Annotated in this window: 16 protein-coding genes, 1 tRNA gene and 1 pseudogene; 5 read left to right on the forward strand and 13 right to left on the reverse strand. The window is 63.5% G+C overall.

Annotation, left to right across the window (positions count from 1 at the left end; translation table 11 throughout):
- Window positions 1–254: 254 nt before the first annotated feature.
- Entirely contained in the window at window positions 255–1289 is a 1035-nt protein-coding gene (gene bla, locus OE647_RS07515; protein ID WP_263721107.1) for a class A beta-lactamase, read from the reverse strand.
- Between the two features lie 175 nt (window positions 1290–1464).
- Here bla and OE647_RS07520 point away from each other — a divergent pair, with 175 nt between their 5' ends.
- Window positions 1465–2484: an AraC family transcriptional regulator gene (locus OE647_RS07520; protein ID WP_263721108.1), complete on the forward strand. Its 1020-nt coding sequence runs from the start codon at window positions 1465–1467 to the stop codon at window positions 2482–2484.
- Between the two features lie 417 nt (window positions 2485–2901).
- Window positions 2902–3027, forward strand: a pseudogene (locus OE647_RS07525) (helix-turn-helix domain-containing protein); the annotation flags it as partial.
- Window positions 3028–3185: 158 nt separating this feature from the next.
- Here the strand turns inward: OE647_RS07525 and OE647_RS07530 are convergent.
- The 6 genes from OE647_RS07530 to OE647_RS07555 form a co-directional block, all read right to left on the reverse strand.
- Complete coding sequence (locus OE647_RS07530; protein ID WP_263721109.1) at window positions 3186–4007, reverse strand: polysaccharide lyase; 822 nt, start codon at window positions 4005–4007, stop codon at window positions 3186–3188.
- A 300-nt stretch (window positions 4008–4307) separates the two neighbouring features.
- Window positions 4308–4997, reverse strand: a complete 690-nt coding sequence (locus OE647_RS07535) for a hypothetical protein (RefSeq protein WP_263721110.1) — start codon at window positions 4995–4997, stop codon at window positions 4308–4310.
- 43 nt (window positions 4998–5040) lie between these two features.
- Entirely contained in the window at window positions 5041–5958 is a 918-nt protein-coding gene (locus tag OE647_RS07540; protein ID WP_263721319.1) for a YfjI family protein, read from the reverse strand.
- Window positions 5959–5966: 8 nt separating this feature from the next.
- A complete protein-coding gene (locus tag OE647_RS07545) occupies window positions 5967–6632 on the reverse strand; it encodes a toprim domain-containing protein (protein ID WP_263721111.1) in 666 nt (221 codons plus the stop codon).
- 164 nt (window positions 6633–6796) lie between these two features.
- A tRNA-Asn gene (locus OE647_RS07550) sits at window positions 6797–6871 on the reverse strand.
- 69 nt (window positions 6872–6940) lie between these two features.
- Window positions 6941–7834, reverse strand: a complete 894-nt coding sequence (locus tag OE647_RS07555; RefSeq protein ID WP_263721112.1) for an MBL fold metallo-hydrolase — start codon at window positions 7832–7834, stop codon at window positions 6941–6943.
- A gap of 42 nt (window positions 7835–7876) precedes the next feature.
- Between OE647_RS07555 and OE647_RS07560 the strand changes: the two genes are divergently transcribed.
- Window positions 7877–9208 carry an ATP-binding protein gene (locus OE647_RS07560; protein ID WP_412174933.1) on the forward strand — a complete coding sequence of 444 codons (1332 nt, stop codon included), beginning with the start codon at window positions 7877–7879 and terminating at the stop codon, window positions 9206–9208.
- Window positions 9209–9259: 51 nt separating this feature from the next.
- Here the strand turns inward: OE647_RS07560 and OE647_RS07565 are convergent, their stop codons facing one another.
- Both OE647_RS07565 and OE647_RS07570 read right to left on the reverse strand, forming a co-directional pair.
- Window positions 9260–10510: a histidine kinase dimerization/phospho-acceptor domain-containing protein gene (locus OE647_RS07565; RefSeq protein WP_263721113.1), complete on the reverse strand. Its 1251-nt coding sequence runs from the start codon at window positions 10508–10510 to the stop codon at window positions 9260–9262.
- Window positions 10507–11160 (reverse strand): response regulator transcription factor, encoded by a 654-nt coding sequence (locus tag OE647_RS07570; protein WP_263721114.1) that lies wholly within the window; start codon window positions 11158–11160, stop codon window positions 10507–10509. Before OE647_RS07570 ends, OE647_RS07565 begins: the two co-directional genes overlap by 4 nt.
- Before the next feature lie 192 nt (window positions 11161–11352).
- Here OE647_RS07570 and OE647_RS07575 point away from each other — a divergent pair, with 192 nt between their 5' ends.
- On the forward strand, window positions 11353–13002 hold the full coding sequence (locus OE647_RS07575) for a phosphoethanolamine transferase (protein ID WP_263721115.1): 1650 nt from the start codon (window positions 11353–11355) through the stop codon (window positions 13000–13002).
- Window positions 13002–13397, forward strand: coding sequence for a diacylglycerol kinase (locus OE647_RS07580; RefSeq protein WP_263721116.1), 396 nt, complete (start codon window positions 13002–13004; stop codon window positions 13395–13397). Before OE647_RS07575 ends, OE647_RS07580 begins: the two co-directional genes overlap by 1 nt.
- A 27-nt stretch (window positions 13398–13424) precedes the next feature.
- Here the strand turns inward: OE647_RS07580 and OE647_RS07585 are convergent, their stop codons facing one another.
- The 4 genes from OE647_RS07585 to glnA form a co-directional block, all read right to left on the reverse strand.
- On the reverse strand, window positions 13425–14828 hold the full coding sequence (locus tag OE647_RS07585) for an MATE family efflux transporter (RefSeq protein WP_263721117.1): 1404 nt from the start codon (window positions 14826–14828) through the stop codon (window positions 13425–13427).
- A gap of 15 nt (window positions 14829–14843) precedes the next feature.
- Complete coding sequence (locus OE647_RS07590; protein ID WP_263721118.1) at window positions 14844–15188, reverse strand: MarR family transcriptional regulator; 345 nt, start codon at window positions 15186–15188, stop codon at window positions 14844–14846.
- Window positions 15189–15464: 276 nt separating this feature from the next.
- On the reverse strand, window positions 15465–16079 hold the full coding sequence (locus tag OE647_RS07595) for a helix-turn-helix domain-containing protein (protein ID WP_263721119.1): 615 nt from the start codon (window positions 16077–16079) through the stop codon (window positions 15465–15467).
- A 409-nt stretch (window positions 16080–16488) separates the two neighbouring features.
- On the reverse strand, window positions 16489–17898 hold the full coding sequence (gene glnA, locus OE647_RS07600) for a type I glutamate--ammonia ligase (RefSeq protein WP_318527941.1): 1410 nt from the start codon (window positions 17896–17898) through the stop codon (window positions 16489–16491).
- Window positions 17899–17931: the final 33 nt, after the last annotated feature.

A 17931-nucleotide genomic window follows, 5' to 3' on the forward strand; every position in this document is an offset into this window, starting at 1 on the left:
CGAGGACCGCATCAAAGGTCGCCTGGCCCTCTTCCTGTGTCATGGCCTGCTGTGCGAGTGCCGGTGTGACGCACAGTAGCGACGAAACAAGCAGGGCAGGTAGTGGTTTCATTCGGTTCTTCACTGAATTTTTCCTTTGCATTGGAGTCTTCACTGGAGTTTTCCTCGCGGGATGACGATGGCTCTTGGCGGAGAGTTCTGTCTTCGCCGGGCAGGAGCGCACTGGCAGGGTCTGCACGGCGAAGTCTCTCCGTTTACTGCTTCGTCATCTGCCCGACGTGGAAGTAGTCGAACAGCGACCGGGCGACCTCGGCAATTGCCCGATCCCTGTCCGTCTCGGATGTCTCGCTGCTCTTGGTGAACACGGCGATTGCAAACCGACGACCGTCGGGGAGAGTGATATAGCCGACGTCGTTGGCCACTCCCCCGATGGTTCCGGTCTTGTTCGCCACGGGCGTTCCCTTGGGCAGCAGCCCCTTGAGCCGACCAGCGCCGGTGCGCGTGCGCGACATGACGTCAATCAGGAAGTCGCGGCTCTCGGCGCTCGTCGCCGTGCCATTGTCGATGGCAAGCAGGAGTTGCAGCATCGCAAGGGGCGTTGCTTGGTCGCGGGGATCCGCCTCGAAGTCCAGATTGCGGTCACCCATGATCGTCAGGAGCTCCGGCCGGGTCACAAAGGCCTCCGCGGCGACTTTCATCGTGGCTGGTCCCGGCAGGCCATAGAATTCCCCGATGATCTCGCCAGTCGTCCGATCGACCCTGAAATCGGTGATCCCGAGCCTGCGCAGATATTCGGTTACTGCCGCGGGTCCGCCGGCCAGTCCCATCGAGATGTCGGTCGCCGTGTTGTCGCTCTCCGTGATCATGATCTCGATCAGGTTCGCCACCGAAAGCTGGACCCCGGGGTGCACGAATGTGTCGCTCAGCGCCGCATCCCCGATCATCATCATGTCGGGTGTGACGTCGACCATCTGGTCGAGGCTGAGTTCCCCCCTGCCCACGCGATCCAGTACGGCCGCCGCGATCGCAACCTTGTAGGTGCTGGCCATGACGAAGGCCTCATCGCCATTGAACGCGATGACGTCGTCGCCGCCGATTTCCTGCGCCGCGAAGCCGATGCGCCCCGCAAGCTTCGTCGCGACCCGCTCGATCGCGGCTCCGACGGCCTGTCCTTCCTGTGTCTGGGCGTATGCCGGGCCGAAGGTCACCGATGAAACAGTCATCAGCCCGGCAACAAGTATTGCTGCCAAAAGAGATTTTTTGGCTTTTACGGTGTTCTCTTTCGACATTTCCTGGCTCCAACTATTTCCGAGATCGCCAGAGCCGCGTGGCCATCGCCTGAGTCTCATGGTTTGCTGCTAGTAATTTAGCATGCCAGCGGCGCACCCTGTTTGCAGCTCATGCCACCTGTGTCAGAAACATGTCCTAGAAGGTTAACCTGATGGCGTTGAGGGAGCAGCACTAATGAGCAGGAAATCTGGCCCGAGGTTCACGCGCGGAATGTTGATTTTGTCACCGTTCGCAAAGGCCTTCACCTCGCGGGGCGGCGATATTGACGCGCTCCTGGTCCGAAACGGTATTCCCGTCGGCGCGCTGAACGACCCTGCGATGCTGGTTGACGCGTCCGCCTGTTATTCCGCCATGGAGGAAATGGCGGAAATTCTCGGCGATCCGTATTTTGGCGCAAAGGTGGCAATCGAAACAGCGAGGAAAGGAACGCCGGCGTTCCGGGATTCGGCGACCAATGCTCGCAACTTCGGAGATTTTCTGTCCCGGGTTGTGGTGGAAGTCTCAAAGCAGGTTGATAACGTGCGGTACTCCATTTCCATCACGCCCGACATTGTAACCTTCGAAATTCACCGCACCGTCAAGGTTACTAAGCCGTCGACACAGTTGGATGCAGTCGGCGTCGCACTTTATGTGACTTTGATTAAGAAGGGGATCGGAGAAACCTTCGACACCAAAGAAATCCTGATCACTGTTCCGACTACCGAGGGGCTTCCGCCGGGTTTTCTTCCGAAACAGGCGCTCATCACATCCCCGATCGACGGAATGCGGATTTCATTTCCGCCGCACTGGCTTTGGGCACCATTCTCGCTGGACTGGGACCTGGTGAAGGCGTCACGAGGGGAGTTTGCCACAGATGGCGCCAGCGAAGCGACCCTTTCCTATCTTCGCGACATGCTGCGGGACAACATCGCTTATCAGGATCTGACACTGGACGACTTTGCCTCGATCTGCCGCGTGCATCCACGCCGCATCCAGCGCATCCTGTGGGCACAGGGCACCTCCTACAGTCAGCTGAAGGACGACGCGCGCCAGAGCGTCACCGAAGACCTCTTGTCGAACACGACCCTGCCCGTTGCGCAAATCGCACTGCAGGTAGGTCTCTCCGGCCCAGCCGCCCTTGACCGTGCATTCAGGCGATGGACCGGCAGGACGCCGACACAATTCAGGGCAGAATCGAAACCCGAACAGGTTTGACCTGCCCCCCGCGAAATCTCTCACGGTGATGTAGAGTCTGCGCCGACCTGCTCCGCGCCCCAATCCTGGACCGCCGGAAGCTGGAATCTTCCGGCACTTTCACGATGGCGAGCTGGCTGCGCCATCGGGGAAATGGTGGTGTCATTTGTGGACGGCTCCGGTTTTGCAAGGGTTTTCTTGAGCGACGTGGATCGAAGCAGGTTGCGGTCATTTGTCCGGCCTTTGTGCGCGGTGTTTCCGACCGCTGGCCCTGATGAAGTCCGCGTGCAGGGTTCCTATCAGACAGGCGGGCTCGGATGAGAAGGGCGGTGAGAAAGTCGGCCACGGTAGCGGCGGGATAAGCCTGCTGCGGGCGGCGTAAAAGTCGTCCACCTTTGCCTTCCTTTTTGACGGAGGGAGGGCGGGAGGATCTTCACCGTGGACTTGTATCGAAAGGTTCGCTTGGCCTGTGCCGAAGGCATGAGCCAGCGGGAGGCCGCCCGGCATTTCGGGATATCCCGGGATAGTGTGCGGAAGATGTTGGCGTTTTCCGTGCCGCCCGGTTAGCCGCGCCGGTGATAACAAAACTCCACCATGATTACCCATTTGGTTTCCTGAGAGGCGGGGGCCAACTTGTCTGCCAACTCGGCAACCCGAGGTCGCCACGCTTAAGGCAAATCAATCCGAAGCAAAGACAGAGATTGCCTCATCAACGCCCCTCATTAGCGTGCGAGGTTTTCGCGACTTCTTGCCCTCCGAACATTGGCGAAGTACAGCGTTCCGGGCTGAACTAGATGAACACCGCGCGTGCAGCAGAGATAAACTCCGTAGTCGAAGTGGTTCGTCGTGTTATCTCGCCCATTCTGAGCACGAATGTTAGGGTCGAGGGTCGGCCCTCGATAGGCACCACGCTGCTTGCCGTCGATGAAGACAGTTAATTGGCCATCGGCGCCATTGGACCAATTCGCAAAGACTTCAATATGCCGCCAGCGCCCTTTGAAGTCTCGCATCGGCATCAAGTTAATCTCGGCTACGGCGGCGCAGTCATGCTGTCCCGTGGTTTTTTGAAGGCGTAGGATCAGTTGGTTTCCGCTTCCCGCGCGTGAGTTGTGCGCGATGCTGGCATGGGGACAGTCGAAACCTTTCCATTGTGCAAAGATATAACCGCCACCGGTTTGCTGCGTATAGGTCGGGAAATCAGTGGGGATCAGCATGTCCCAAGCGTACCAAGCCTGATCAGGTTGGGAGAAATTGCCACGACCTCCAGACGCAAGCTCGCGAAGCATGGAACGTACAGATCCGTAAGAGCAGTCTCCTTGTCCAGACCCATCCGAGTAGGTGCCCGTCAAGCAGTCTCCACCATAAATGGAAAATGCATGGATACGCTTTGCGACGATACCTTCGATGTTGTGGCGAAGAATTTTGTAGGAGCCCGGCAGATTGGAGTCGTTCTCCCGAAATCGAGCGAAATCCCAGCGATCGCCAAAGGCCGGCGAAACTCCGACCGTCAAGGTTATCATAAGAAAATAAAGAATCTGACGCATTATCACCTTCCTCTGCTGATGTAATCAATCGGTGCTTTTTAAGCGCGATCGGATGAGCCTTGGGCTTTCGCACGAATGGGACGCGGTTGTGTTTTCCGAAAGACGAGCATCGCCTATCACGTCTGTTGGGCTCATTCTTGGATCTTGCGACCAAGCCGTTAATCTCCTTGCGGATCGGTCTTGCTACAGGACAGATCCGTTTTATTCAGACCTTCTCGGAGCGAGTTTCAGCCCCCCAATCATTATGGCAAGTCCCATTTCCGCCCTTAGAGTTTAGAATGTCCCTTCAAGTTATGCTGGCTACTCGGCCGCCATGCCTGCGCCAGACATGCTCAGCCGCTTGACATAGGACTTGAACTCGCCCGGCGAAGTAAAGCAGCGAAGGCCTGCCGCGCTGGCCATGGAGATCAGCTCAGCGCTTTCTCCCAACAGCACAGCCACAGGCTCCGTCAATTCGGCCTGGACTCCATTGGGCCAGACCAGATCGAGGATTGCGCGCTGTTCTCCCGTTTCGGGGTCCACGTGGTCGAGAGCCATCTCACCTCGTGCGAAGCCTTGCTCAACCACCCAATCGTTTAGCGCTTCAAGCTCGCTTGCTTCATCTTCACTGGCGATCCCGCCGAGCAGGACCCGGTCCGTGATCCTGGCCGCGCGTGCGCCGTCGAGAAGTGACGTTTCGTCATGCAGAAGCGAGGCGAGGCAAGCGTTGGCGGCATCCGCCAGGAGATCTTTGCGCGCTTCCATGAAGTCGCGGTAGTTTTCGATACGCCATAGCGCCGGGTCTTCCGGGATCCACTGCGACCTCAGCGCGCCTGGGTGGGCTGCTTCGATCGTCGGGAAATAGTCCTCGGGCCTGCGGTCGGAGATCGCGAGGTTTGTATCCTTGGTCAGGAAGCAGAAGTTCGCCAGCGCGTTCACCTCGGCACGTGCGTAGCTGGCCTCGTAGAGGCGCGCGCGTGGGAAGATGTGGTGAACTTCGAGGCGGCTCATTCTTCCCAGCAAGTTGTTCTTCAACGGCAGCCCTGTTCCCCAGTCACGCGCCTCCGTCACCCGTGCCGCACAAGTATCTCGATGGCTTCCGCGGCGGCCAAGTGGCTCGTGGACACTTGGGATTACCCTGAGGTTCTGCCGAGCGACGTAATTCAGCGGGCGCCCAACCGCGAACTGCGGACCAGCCTGGCTGAATCATCAGGTGGATTGCCAGTCTGCGGCCGTAGAGCGTGTATGAACCCTCTTCCTTTCGGGTTCTCTGGATCGGATTGCCCTGCCACAGATCATTGAACGCGGCGAGCGTGCTTTGCCGGTTGTCCCGAGACATCGCGTAGCCCCCCAGGAACTGTCCGCCTTCATCCGAAAAGATACCAAGAGAAGGGATTCCCTCGGCGTACTTGCGGGCTAAACCTGCGAAAGTGGGTTCCGTCACGATGCGTCCGGGCGACGGCGGCGCAGTCGGCTCAACTCCAAGAGCCTTCAGATCCGCCTCCGCGGCCGTGCGGTTCTGCCCCTTGGACTTCTTGGCTTCCGAAAGGATAGATTCACGCTGGCCCTTCCACAGCGCATGCTTGATCTCCCAGGATGCATAATCCAGGTTCCAGGCTTTTTGTGCCTCTTGCTCGAAGGCCCGAAGACCGGCCATGAGAGCCGCATCACAGGAAGACTTCCGCTCTCCCGACTTGGCGATGGTCATGGCGTACAACGAAACCGGACGCGACCCGCCGAGCGTCTCGACATCAACAAAACCCTGCATTGCAAGCGATGCAATCGAAAGCGCAGATGCCGCCGGCAAGGCGACCGGCGCGCCGGTCTTGCCCTGCACCGCCTTCACTGCCTGCCGCAGCGGCCCAAGAGCCGCCACAGGATACTCCGCACCGGGTCTCAATTCCCGCAGAAGAGGCTGGGGAGCTTCCGCAGCAAATGGGACTTCTAGTGCCACGATGCGTTCGGGCACCATCTTCACGGCTACGCCTCCGCCTTGGTCAGGAAATCGTTCCAATCACTGCCTTCAGGAGCGGGCAGCAGAGATACATCCCAGCCCAATGCAGCAGCGCGAAATGCCAGTTTGTTGCCAGCGCCGCGTCCAGCGTTGTCTCCATCGCTCGCCACGATCAGCCGACCAGGTCGCCTAGGCAGGCGCAGCCCGACCAAACCGGAGGTCGAGAGGGCAGCCCAGATAGCTGCAGGCCCTGTCAGCAACCCGCTGGCTAGGCTGAGCGCAGTCTCAATGCCCTCCGCCACGACCACAGGGGCCTCCGCACAGCTGAGCTCGACGTGACCGCCGCCGCACGCACCCAGCATCAGCTTCTTGGTTCCGTTCGGCAGATCTGCATTCCCCAAGCCGTCCTGCCGAAGGTAAGTGCGGTGGATCGCAAAGTGATCGCCCCCGTCCACACGCGCGATCATCGCGGGCAGGTGGCGGGCCGTCGGGCCGTGCCAGCACTTCGGGTGGTACCGCAAAGTTTCAGGTAGCGAAGCGGTGATCCCACGGTGACGCAGGTACAGGTCCGCCACAGATCCCTGAATAGGCAGAGCCTCTTGCCAGATCGCTTTTGCACGCTCCGCGTTCTTTGCAAATTCGAGGAGGCGGCCTTTTGCGAAGCGCTCCACTCCTGTCGCCACGTTCTGCATTCCTCTTGCTGCTCGGCGCCGGCGTGAACGCTGTCAAATCCAGGATTCGATTGGATTCTGGGGAGTGAGGCATTTTGTTCCCCGGGCGTTCCCCGGAGCATGAGCGGCTCCTCGAGGTAACACACCCTATGTTTGGTCAAGTTTCTGTTTTTATTGGATATTTTTGGCTCCGGCGGTAGGGATCGAACCTACGACCAATTGATTAACAGTCAACTGCTCTACCGCTGAGCTACGCCGGAACACGGGGGGCGATATAGCAAGCGATACTGGGGGCGTCCAGAGGGATTTGTCACAAAAATCGTAATCTCTCACATGCGACGGTAGATGGTGCCGGGTCCGGGGGTGCCGTTCCGGGAAATCTGGTTTCTGTCTTCGAGATCAAGGAGATGGGCAAGGACGTTGCGGGTGGCCGCGCCCATGAGGGCGGCGGGCGTGTCGGTGTAGATGCGGCGTGCGAGGGCGTCGGCGTCGGCTGCGCCGGCCTCAAGTGCCGCCAGGATCTGGGACTCGCGTTCGCGCCGGTGGTTGGTGAGGAAGGCTATGCGGTCGGCTGGGTCCTCGACCGGGTCGCCATGGCCGGGGTGTAGCCGGCTGGCGCCGAGCGCCGCCAGCCGGGCAAGGCTCTCCATATAGGCCCCCATGTCCCCGTCGGGCGGCGAGACCAGCGAACTGGCCCAGCCCATCACGTGATCCCCGGAAAAAATGCGGTCGCCCCAGGCGAAGCAGAGGTGATTGCCCAGATGTCCGGGCGTATGGACGGCCTGCAGTGACCATCCCTCACCGGAGACGATTGCGCCGTCCACCAAGGCCTCGTCCGGGCTGAAGTCGAGGTCGATACCCTCGCCGCCGCCGAAGGTGCCCTGTCGCGCCAGTTCCTCCATTCGTGCGCTGCGCCCGGCGAAGGCGCCTCCGAAGGCCAGGACCGGCGCCCCCGTGGCTTCGGAGAGCGGGCGGGCTAGCGGAGAGTGGTCGAGGTGGCTGTGGGTGACGAAAATATGGCTGACGGTTTCACCGGGCGCCAGCGCGGCCAAGATGGCGTCCAGATGGGCGGGCAGGGCTGGGCCGGGGTCGATCACGGCGACACGGCCTTCGCCAAGGATATAGGTGTTGGTGCCGGTGAAGGTCATCGGGGCAGGATTCGGCGCACGCAGAAGCCGAAGCCCCGGTTCCAGCGGGATCGGTCCCCCGGTCGCATCCTGCATCTTACGCTTCCTTCCCTGCCGTCGCGCCGCTAGGGTCCGACCATGCCAAATACGCCGATCTCTGCAAGTCTGAAAAGGATCCTGCCGCGCGGGCTTTACGGCCGCGCAGCGCTGATCCTGATCCTGCCGGTGGTGGTGGTCCAGCTGGTCGTTTCCGTCGCCTTCCTTCAGCGCCATTTCGAAGGCGTGACCCGGCAAATGACCCAGAACATCGTGCTGGAGATCGACCTGCTGAGCGATGCGATCGAGAGCGCCCCGCCCGGGGCGGTGCAGGAGGCCGCCTTGGCAGTGGCGGGGCCGCTTGCCCTGGACCTCGACTGGGCGGACCGGCCGGAAAGCGATCGCAGGATCTTCTACGACCTGTCGGGGCGTGTGGTGATCTCGACCTTGCGCGAAAACGTTCCCGGGGTCGGGCCCGTGGACCTTTCGGACCTGGGCCGCGTGCGGCTTGCGCTGTCGACCTCGGCGGGGCCGGTCGAGGTCGCCTTTGACCGGCGGCGCGTCTCGGCCTCCAATCCCCACCAGCTTCTGGTGCTGATGATGGTGACGGGGCTCTTGATGACGCTGGTCGCCTTCGTTTTCCTACGCAACCAGCTGCGTCCGATCCGCCGGATGGCGATCGCGGCCGAGGCCTTCGGGAAGGGCAGGGTGCTTCCCTACCGCCCGTCCGGTGCGACGGAGGTTCGGGCGGCGGGGCATGCGTTCCTGCATATGCGCGAACGGATCGAGCGGCAGCGTGAGCAGCGCACGCTGATGCTGAGCGGCGTCAGTCACGACCTCAGAACCCCGCTGACACGGCTCAAGCTGGGCCTGTCGATGCTTCCCGACGATGACGAGACGCGCGCGATGCAGCGCGATGTCGATGACATGCAGGTTCTGACCGACGCGTTTCTCGCCTTCGTGCGCGGTGTTTCCTCCGATGAGGAGAGCGCGCCTTGCGACCCGGCTGAGCTTGCCGCGACGGCGGTTGCCGATTTCCGGCGCACGGGTGCCGAGGTCGATCTGACCGGCGCGGCGGCCGGCCCGCCGGTCACGCTGCGCGCGCACGCCGTCCGGCGCGCGCTCGACAACCTGATCGGAAATGCCGTGCGCTACGGGCGCAGGGCCGAGGTTTCAGTTCTCAGGGCCGGTGGGCGGATCGTGTTCCGGGTGGAGGACGACGGGCCGGGCATCCCCGAAGCGCGCCGCGAGGAGGCGCAAAGGCCGTTCACCCGTCTGGACCCCGCGCGCAACCAGGATCGAGGGTCGGGCGCGGGCCTTGGCCTCGCGATTGCGGCCGACATCGCCCGCAGTCACGGCGGCCAGTTGCGGTTGAGCGATAGCGAAAGGCTGGGCGGCCTGTCTGCCGAAATCGTCCTGCCTGAGGGACGTTAGACGGATGGGCCCTTGGTGGTCTCCAAGACAGCCAGAACGGCGTAGAATAGCCTACTGCGCACCCGGCGCCTGCACGGCAAAATGAAGCTCGAAGCGCACGGTTCCCTTGCCGACGCTTCGGGCAAGCGGCACGCCCATCGCCTTGGCCAGCGCCTCGATGATCGACAGCCCAAGGCCAAGCCCGGAAGATCCCTGGCCACGGTCGAAGCGCCCCTCGGGCAGGCTGTCGTTCCGGGTCGGGTTGTCGATGGTCAGCATCCCGTCGGGGGCCAGTCGCAAGCGTACCGCGCCGGAGCCATGCTCCAGCGCGTTTTCGATCAGGTTGCGCAAAAGGATCGCGAGGGCATCGGGATCAGCCGCCACCATCAGCTGTTCAAGGTCGCTGTCATCGAAGCGGATCGGATGCCGTGCGCCGGGGCGAAACTCGTCGATCAGTAGCCGGAGAACCCGGACCAGATCGCAGGGCCCACGGCCAAAGCCCACGCCCGCCTCCAGCCGCGAAAGTTGCAGCAGGCGTTCCAGCCGGCGGGTCAGCGCATCGACCGTTGTCACCGCGGCGGCGGCATCTGCATCAGCCGAAAGCTCCAGCCGGCTGCGCAGCGCGGCCAACGGCGTGCGCAACTCATGGGCGGCATTCGCGATGAAGTCCCGTTCCGACTGCCGCAGGGCCCCGATCCGGGCAAGATAGCCGTTGAAGGCCTCCGCCAGAGGACGCAATTCGCGCGGCAGACCTTCGGCCGTGACGGGGGAGAGATCGTCCGGGCCGCGTCCCGATACGGACTCGGCAAGACGGGCCACCGGCGCTGTCGCCTCCGCCACGGTGCGGCGCAGGCCCCAGACCAGGAGCACCATCAGCGGCACGGCGAAGATCAGAAACGCGGAGGCCGCCTCCAGCGTTTCTTCGCGGCGCAATCTGGTCGAATGCGCGGCCTCGATCACCGCGCCCTCGGCGGTGCGCCGCAGGATGCGCCACCCCGGCGCGTCGTGGAACCCATCGCCCGACAGGGCAGGCCAAGGGGCGGGGGATTCGTCCTGGTTCGAAGGCAAGATGCGCAGCACGCTTTCGCCGTCGTTCGTCTGCACGCCCAGGGTGCGGGGAATCTTGTCCCCGTGGTCGGTGTCGAGGTGAAGCACGGTGGTCTCGACAAGGGCGCGGAGTTCCTCGTCGAACATCTCCGTCATTTCCTGGTCGAGCACATAGGCGGATAGAAGGATCGTCGCGAGCCACCCCCCCAACACCAGGCCGAGCACCCGGCCCGTCAGTCTTGCGCGCAGCGACCGGGGGCGCGAGGCTTCGGTCATGGCAGCACATAGCCGAGGCCCCGGCGGGTCTCGATCACCGAAGGGCCAAGCTTGGTGCGCAGGCGCGACACATAGACCTCGACCGCGTTGCCCTCGATCACGGCATCGAAGGTGCCCAGCAGTTCTTCCAGCGCCGCTTTCGGCACGATCCGTCCCCGCGCGCCAAGAAGCGCGTCGAACAGCGCCCATTCCCGTGCGGTCAGCCGAATCTCCGCCCCGTCGCGCCAGATCCGCGCGGCCGCGCGATCCACTTCCAGCCCGGCGACGGTGATGCGCGTTTCCGGCAGGCCCTGCCCCCGCCGCGCCTGTGCGCGGATGCGGGCGGAAAGCTCGCTCAGGTCGAAGGGCTTGACGACATAATCGTCTGCCCCCGCGTCCAGCCCGGCGATCCGGTCGCTGACCTGGTCGCGCGCGGTGGCGATCACCACGGGGGTCCGGTCTCCGGCCCGGCGGCGTGCCTTCAGCACGTCGAGCCCGGAGCCGTCGGGCAGGCCAAGGTCGAGGATCACGCAAGCGTAATTCGCGACCGCCATCGCCTCCTCTGCCGTTGCCGCGTCGGGGGCATGGTCGACGGAATGCCCCTCGGCCCTGAGAAATCTCAGGACCGTCTGGGCAAGTTCATCCGTGTCTTCCACCAGCAGCAGGCGCATGCCTCTCTTGTAGCCTGCCGCGTCAGGTGGCGCGAGGGGCAGTTTCCGCGCGCGCTGTAAGGTTGGCGCAATGTTAGGCTGCGATGGGAACCGCGCAGGCCCGGCCGGGGCGTTGCGCCGGCCGCATGACCAGTGCCCGCAGCGATCCCGATGTCAGGGGCTGTTTCGTACCCAGGAAAGCCCGAACACCCCATGACCAACAAGAACGCGCCCAAAACCCAACGAGCAAAACTCCCCCGCCCCGTGATCGGGCAGACCGCCCTGAACCTTGTCGTCGCCGCCTATATCCTCGCGGTGTTGAACGGGGGATTCTGGCATCGCCTGCTCGACATCTTCGCGCATAGCCTGCGTGAGGCGGCGCTTTTCTCGCTCGCGATCTTCGCGCTGACCGTTCTGACGCTGGAACTCCTCGCGCCCGGCCGGCTGCAACGGCCTGTCGCGGCGGTGCTGATCTTGGTTTCGGCGGGCGCGCATTACTACGAACGCACCTTTGGTGTCCTGATCGACCGCGAGATGGTGCGCAACGTCTTTGAGACGACGGTGACCGAGTCGCGTCACCTGATGACCACCGGGGCGGTCGTCTCGATCCTGCTGACGGGCGTGCTACCGGCGGCGCTGGTCTTCTGGCCGCGCGTGATCCGCGTGAAGCAATGGCATCATCTGTGGCGTTGGCCGCTAGGCGTGGCGCTGTCATTCGCCGTGCTCGTGGGCGGGCTCTTCGCGGATTTCAAGACCTTCTCGGCCGTCCTGCGCGAACGCAAGGACCTCATGGCCTCCTACCAGCCGGGCGCGACCATCGCGGCGCTGACGCGCTACGCCAAACAGCAGTTGAAGGCCGAGGCAGGGGTGCTTCGCCCGATCGCCACGGATGCCGCGCGTGGGCCGCTCCTGGCCGCGGCCGACAAGCCGGTGCTTCTAGTGCTTTTCGCAGGCGAAACCGCGCGGGCGCAGAACTTCGGCCTTGACGGTTACGAGCGTCAGACCACGCCCGAACTGGCCGCGCGCGATGTGATCAATTTTCCCGACGTGTCGTCCTGCGGCACCTCGACGGCCGTGTCGCTGCCCTGCATGTTCTCAGGCTTGGGGCAGGCGAAGTATTCGCGCGACACGTTCCTGGCGCAGGAAAACCTGCTCGACGTGCTCGCGCGCACGGGCTTTGCGATCCATTGGGTGGACAACAACACCGGCGACCAGCATATCGCCGCGCGCACGGGTTGGGGCCGGGTGGACGCAACGCTTGATCCGGAAGCCTGCGCGATCGAATGTACCGATGAGGTCTTCTTGCCGCTGATCGAACAGACGCTGGACACGATCACGCAGGACACGGTGCTGGTGCTGCACATGATCGGGAACCACGGGCCGGCCTATCACCTGCGCTATCCGCGCGAACGTGCAGTCTTCACGCCCGATTGCCAGACGGCCGAGTTCTCCGAATGCGCGGTGGAGGAGATCGTGAACGCCTATGACAACGCGATCCTGGAGACCGACGATGTGCTGTCGCGCACGATCGACATCCTGTCGGCTGGCGACCGTGCGCTAAGCGCGATGCTTTTCCTGTCCGACCATGGCGAGTCGCTTGGCGAAGGCGGGCTTTACCTGCATGCTGCGCCGATGTTCATGGCGCCGGAAACGCAGACCAAGGTTCCGATGGTGCTCTGGTTGGGCGAGGAGTTTCGCCAGGCCATGGGGCTTGATGCAGCCTGCCTGCGGGACGCCGCCGCCCGGCCCGCCAGCCAGGATAACCTGTTTCACAGCGTGCTGGGCCTTCTGAACGTCACCACGACCGCCCGCGATCCGGACCTCGACCTGACGCAGGGCTGCCAGGAGCGGAGGGACAGCTGATGGGGACACCAGAAAAGGAAGCCCCTCGGACGGTGATCCCCCCGCGCGGCGGCCTGATGCATGTCGTGGATGCGGCCGGTTACTCCCTTGCCGGGTTGCGCCGTCTCTGGGCGGAAACGGCGGCACGGCTTGAGATCGCGGGGGCCGTTGCGGTGATCCTCGCCTTTCTCTGGCGGGGCGTCGAGCCCTGGCACTGGCTGGTCGCTGGCGCCCTTGCCGGGCTGGTGCTGGCGACCGAGGCGATCAACACCGCGATCGAGGTTCTGACCGACCGCATCTCGCCCGAATGGTCACAGACGGCGAAAGACGCCAAGGACCTCGGTTCACTTGCGGTCGGGCTGATGCTCCTGGTGTTCGGGGGCTTCTTCACCCTGGTCATGACCCGGCTGATCTGAGGGCACAGCAAGCGCGCGGCGGCCCCGTCAGGCGGTGCGCCCGCCGTCGGGGCCATGCGCCCAGGCCTCCTCACAGGCCTGCGTGCCGACTTCAAGCGCCCGGCGCGCGTGTACGGCGGCGCGGGCGAAGACGCCGCGATGGGCCCGCCACAGCATCCAGACGACGATGCCGGACAGCGCGACATTCGACAGCGGCATGGCAAGCCAGACCCCGTCGGTGCCCATCAGGCGCGGCAGGGCGAAGAGGAAGGGCAGCTGGATCGCGATGTTGCCCATGGTGATAAGCGCGGCCTTGCGCGCCTGTCCGACCGACTGGAAATAGGTGGCCGACAGCACGATGAATCCATCCAGCACCATGGCCGACAGATGCAGGCGGAGCCCGTGCGCGGCCTCCGCGATCAGCGCGGCGTCGTGACCGGCGAAGATCCGCGCGACCGGCGCCGGAAAGGCCACGACCAGTGCCGTCAAGGCTGCCCCTCCGCCCAGGCTCAGCATCAAGGCGAGCTTGAGCACCTGCGCCATCCGCATCCTGTCACGCGCGCCGTGGTAGTAGCTCGTCAGCGGCTGCATCCCCCCCGCCACGCCTTCGGAGAAGTAGTAGAAGAAGGACATGACATAGCCCGCCACCGTATAGGCCGCGACCGTCAGCGTTCCACCATGCTGAAGGAACAGCATGTTATGCAGGACGACCACGAAGCTCAGGTAAAGCGCCATGATCATCGAGGAAAAGCCGCTCGTCAGGATGCGGGCGGCGCGGGCAGGGGTCCCGCGGCCCGGACGCAAGGCGCGCAGCACGCCGAGCCGCGCCATCGCCGCCAGGCTGACGATGATGACGACGACCTCTGCGATCAGCGTGGCGCGGGCGGCGCCCGCCAGCCCGTGGCCGAGCTTCAGCACGAAGAGCCAGTCGAAGGCCACGTTCGTGGCGGCGCCGACCAGCATGGCAGCCGTCGCGAGCCGTGGAGCGCCGAGGTTGCGCAGCAAAAGCGGCAGCGCCATCCCGGCCATGATCACCGGCGCCGACCAGCCCAGCACCGACAGATAGCCAAAGCCCATGGCGGCGAGCGTCCCCTCCGCCCCCTGCGCTGTCAGGAAGGCCGGGCCGAGCGCGAGAATAAGCGCGCCCGTGGCCGCACCCAGAACGGCGATCAGGCCCAGCGTCACGCCCAGGGTTTCGCCCTGCCGCTTGGCATCGCCGGCACCCCGTGCCGCGCCCAGTTGCGCCCCACCGCCCATTCCGGCCAGCATCGCGACGGCCCATATCACCCCGGCAAGCGGCCACGCCAAGTTGACCGCCGAAAGGCCGTCAGCGCCAAGCGCATGACCGATGAAGATCCCGTCGACGACGGAATAAAGCCCGCTGACCATCAGCGCGGCCATGGCGGGCAGGGTGTAGGACCAGAAGGTCCGGGTCAGCGATTTCGTCACCATGTCAACCTCCACCTGTCAGGCGGAGGGAAGCCCCCGACAGGCTTTTTCGAAAAGTTCCTCGAACCGGGCCAGTTCCTCGGCGCTGAGCGCGGCGGACAGGCTTGCGGCGGCGCGCGCGTGGATGGCGCTTTCCTCAGTCTCCAGCGCGGCGGTCCGGGGTGTGGGGCGGATCAGGCTTGCCCGCCTGTCCTCCGGATCCGGGGTCCGTTCGAGGTACCCCCGGGCCTCCAGCTTGGAGGCCATCGCGCTGGCGGAAGCCTTGCTGACGCTCATGCGCTCGGCCAGTTCGGTCAGGCGCATCCCTTCCGGGTGCCAGGCGACGACATCCAGGTAGTCGTATTCTGTCGAAGTCAGATCCATGCTGCCGCTTTGCTGCGATTCCTGCCGCCAGAGGCGCCAAAGATGCCACTGAAGGCGCCTGATGCTGTCTTGCAGTTGCGCGGATGCTTCCGTTTGTTTGTTAGTCATAACTAACTTAATTTCCATCCCGTGTCAATCGCCGCCGCCGGGGCGTGGCGATGGCTCAAGGTTCGGGCATAGTGGCCTCTACCCAGGCGGAGGGCAAGCAAACGCCGCGCCCGGTAAAGGCGCGGCGGATCGAAGTCTGGAGGGTACCCCGAGCGGTCGCCTGCTTGGTCAGGCCGGTTCCGCTACCACGACCATGTAGGCCACCGTCTCGCTTTCACAGCTCTTCACGCCGTGCCGCAGCTGCGCGTCGAAGGTGAGCGTGTCGCCCGGCCCCATGTCGTAGGTGCTCTCGCCGCAGGTGTAGACGCAATTCCCCTCAAGGACCGTCACAAGCATGTAGCCTGCGTCATGGAAGAGGGGATGATTGCCGTTGTCCGACCGCTTGCGGGTGATCCGAACGGCAGAGAACCGCATCTCGGTGTTCGCGAAGCTGCCAAGCAGGCGGTAGGCCTGCGAATGGTTCGGCAGGACGGACTTGGATTCCAGCCCCTCGCCCGCGCGGGCGAAGGCGATCTCGGCATGGTGTACCGTGTGCTGGAAGAAGGCGATCACAGGCACATCCAGGGCGGCTGCCAGCGCCTCCAACGTCGACAGCGAGGGCGAGACCTGCCCGTTCTCGATGCGGGAGATCATTGCGGGCGAAACGCCGGATTTCTTGCCGAGCTCGCGCAGGGTGATCGAGGCGTGCGCGCGCAGACGTGAAACGGAAGTCCCGACGGCCGAAGAGATTTCGGAGCGGGCATCGGGCCGGATGGATATCACATCGGTATTGGGGTCCGTCACAGGGGCCTCCTTTCACCAACCTGATTTTGGATGCTCTGTCAGAATAGCGGCTTTTTCACGGCAAACCTACCAGAACTCAACATTGTTCGTAAGGAGCACTGACCGCCCGGTCAAGTCAAAAGGATAAGTCCGCACGGATTAACATATTTATACTATAGTATATTTTTGTATCGGGGCGTCGCGGTTCGTCTGTTTTCTGTGCGTTTTGGGTGTCAGAACGGTGACTTGGCCGCCAGTGCCGCGCTCATTTGAGCGGCTGTGGCACGTCCCCTGCGCGCGGCGGGGGCAGAAGGAGGGTGACCGCCACACCCGCAGGCCCGCCGCCCGTTTGATCGGGGAGCCGCCAAGAACGGCCCGCAAAAGAAAAAGGGCCCCGGTCGGGGCCCTTTTCCAGCGCTAAAGCCTGCGTTCAGCAGCTGTAGTACATCTGGTACTCGATCGGGTGCGGCGTGTGCTCGTAGGCGTAAACCTCTTCCCACTTCAGCGCCACGTAACCCTCGATCTGGTCGCGGGTGAACACGTCGCCGGCCAGCAGGAAGTCCATGTCCTTCTCCAGCTCTTCCAGCGCCTCGCGCAGCGAGCCACAGACGGTCGGGATCTCGGCGAGTTCTTCCGGCGGCAGATCGTAAAGGTCCTTGTCCGAAGCCGCGCCCGGGTCGATCTTGTTCTTGATGCCGTCAAGACCGGCCATCAGAAGGGCCGCGAACGCCAGGTAGGGGTTGGCCGCCGGATCCGGGAAGCGGGCCTCGACGCGCTTGGCCTTCGGCGATTCGGTCCACGGAATACGCACGCAGCCGGAGCGGTTGCGGGCGGAGTAGGCGCGCAGAACCGGGGCCTCGAAGCCGGGGATCAGGCGCTTGTAGGAGTTGGTCGAGGGGTTCGTGAAGGCGTTGAGCGCCTTGGCGTGCTTCAGCAGGCCGCCGATGAACCACAGTGCCTCTTGCGACAGGTCCGCATACTTGTCGCCCGCGAAGAGCGGCTTGCCGTCCTTCCAGATCGACATGTTGACGTGCATACCCGAGCCGTTGTCGCCCTTCATCGGCTTCGGCATGAAGGTCACCGACTTGCCGTAGGCGTGGGCCACGTTGTGGATCACGTACTTGTACTTCTGCATGTTGTCGGCTTGTTCGACGAGGCCGCCGAAAATCAGGCCGAGTTCGTGCTGGGCGGTCGCCACCTCGTGGTGGTGCTTATCGACCTTCATGCCCATGCGCTTCATGGTCGAAAGCATCTCGCCGCGAAGGTCCTGGGCTGCGTCGATCGGGTTGACTGGGAAGTAGCCGCCCTTGTGCTGCGCGCGGTGGGCGAGGTTGCCCATCTCGTATTCCGTGTCGGTGTTCCAGGCCGCGTCATGCGCATCGATCTGGTAGGCGACCTTGGACGGCGTGACCGAGTAGCGCACGTCGTCGAAGACGAAGAATTCGGCTTCCGGACCGAAGTAGGCGGTGTCGCCGATGCCCGAGGCCTTGAGGTAGGCTTCGGCCTTCGATGCGGTGCCGCGCGGGTCGCGGCTGTAGGGCTCGCCCGTGTCCGGCTCGACCACGTTGCAGTGCACGCACATGGTCTTTTCCGCGTAGAACGGGTCGATATAGACCGAGGACGCGTCCGGGATCAGCTTCATGTCGGACTGGTCGATCGACTTCCAGCCGGCGATGGAGGAACCGTCGAACATGAAGCCTTCCTCGAAGAACTCCTCGTCCACCAGATCGACCACCAGCGTCACGTGCTGGAGTTTGCCTTTGGGGTCGGTGAAGCGGATGTCGACATATTCGACCTCCTCGTCCTTCATCAGTTTCAGAGCATTCTCGATAGCGCTCATCATTTGATCCTTTCCTTGGGGTTTCGGGCCGGA

The sequence above is a fragment of the Albidovulum sediminicola genome, assembly GCF_025751575.1.
Classification (GTDB): Bacteria; Pseudomonadota; Alphaproteobacteria; order Rhodobacterales; family Rhodobacteraceae; genus Albidovulum; species Albidovulum sediminicola.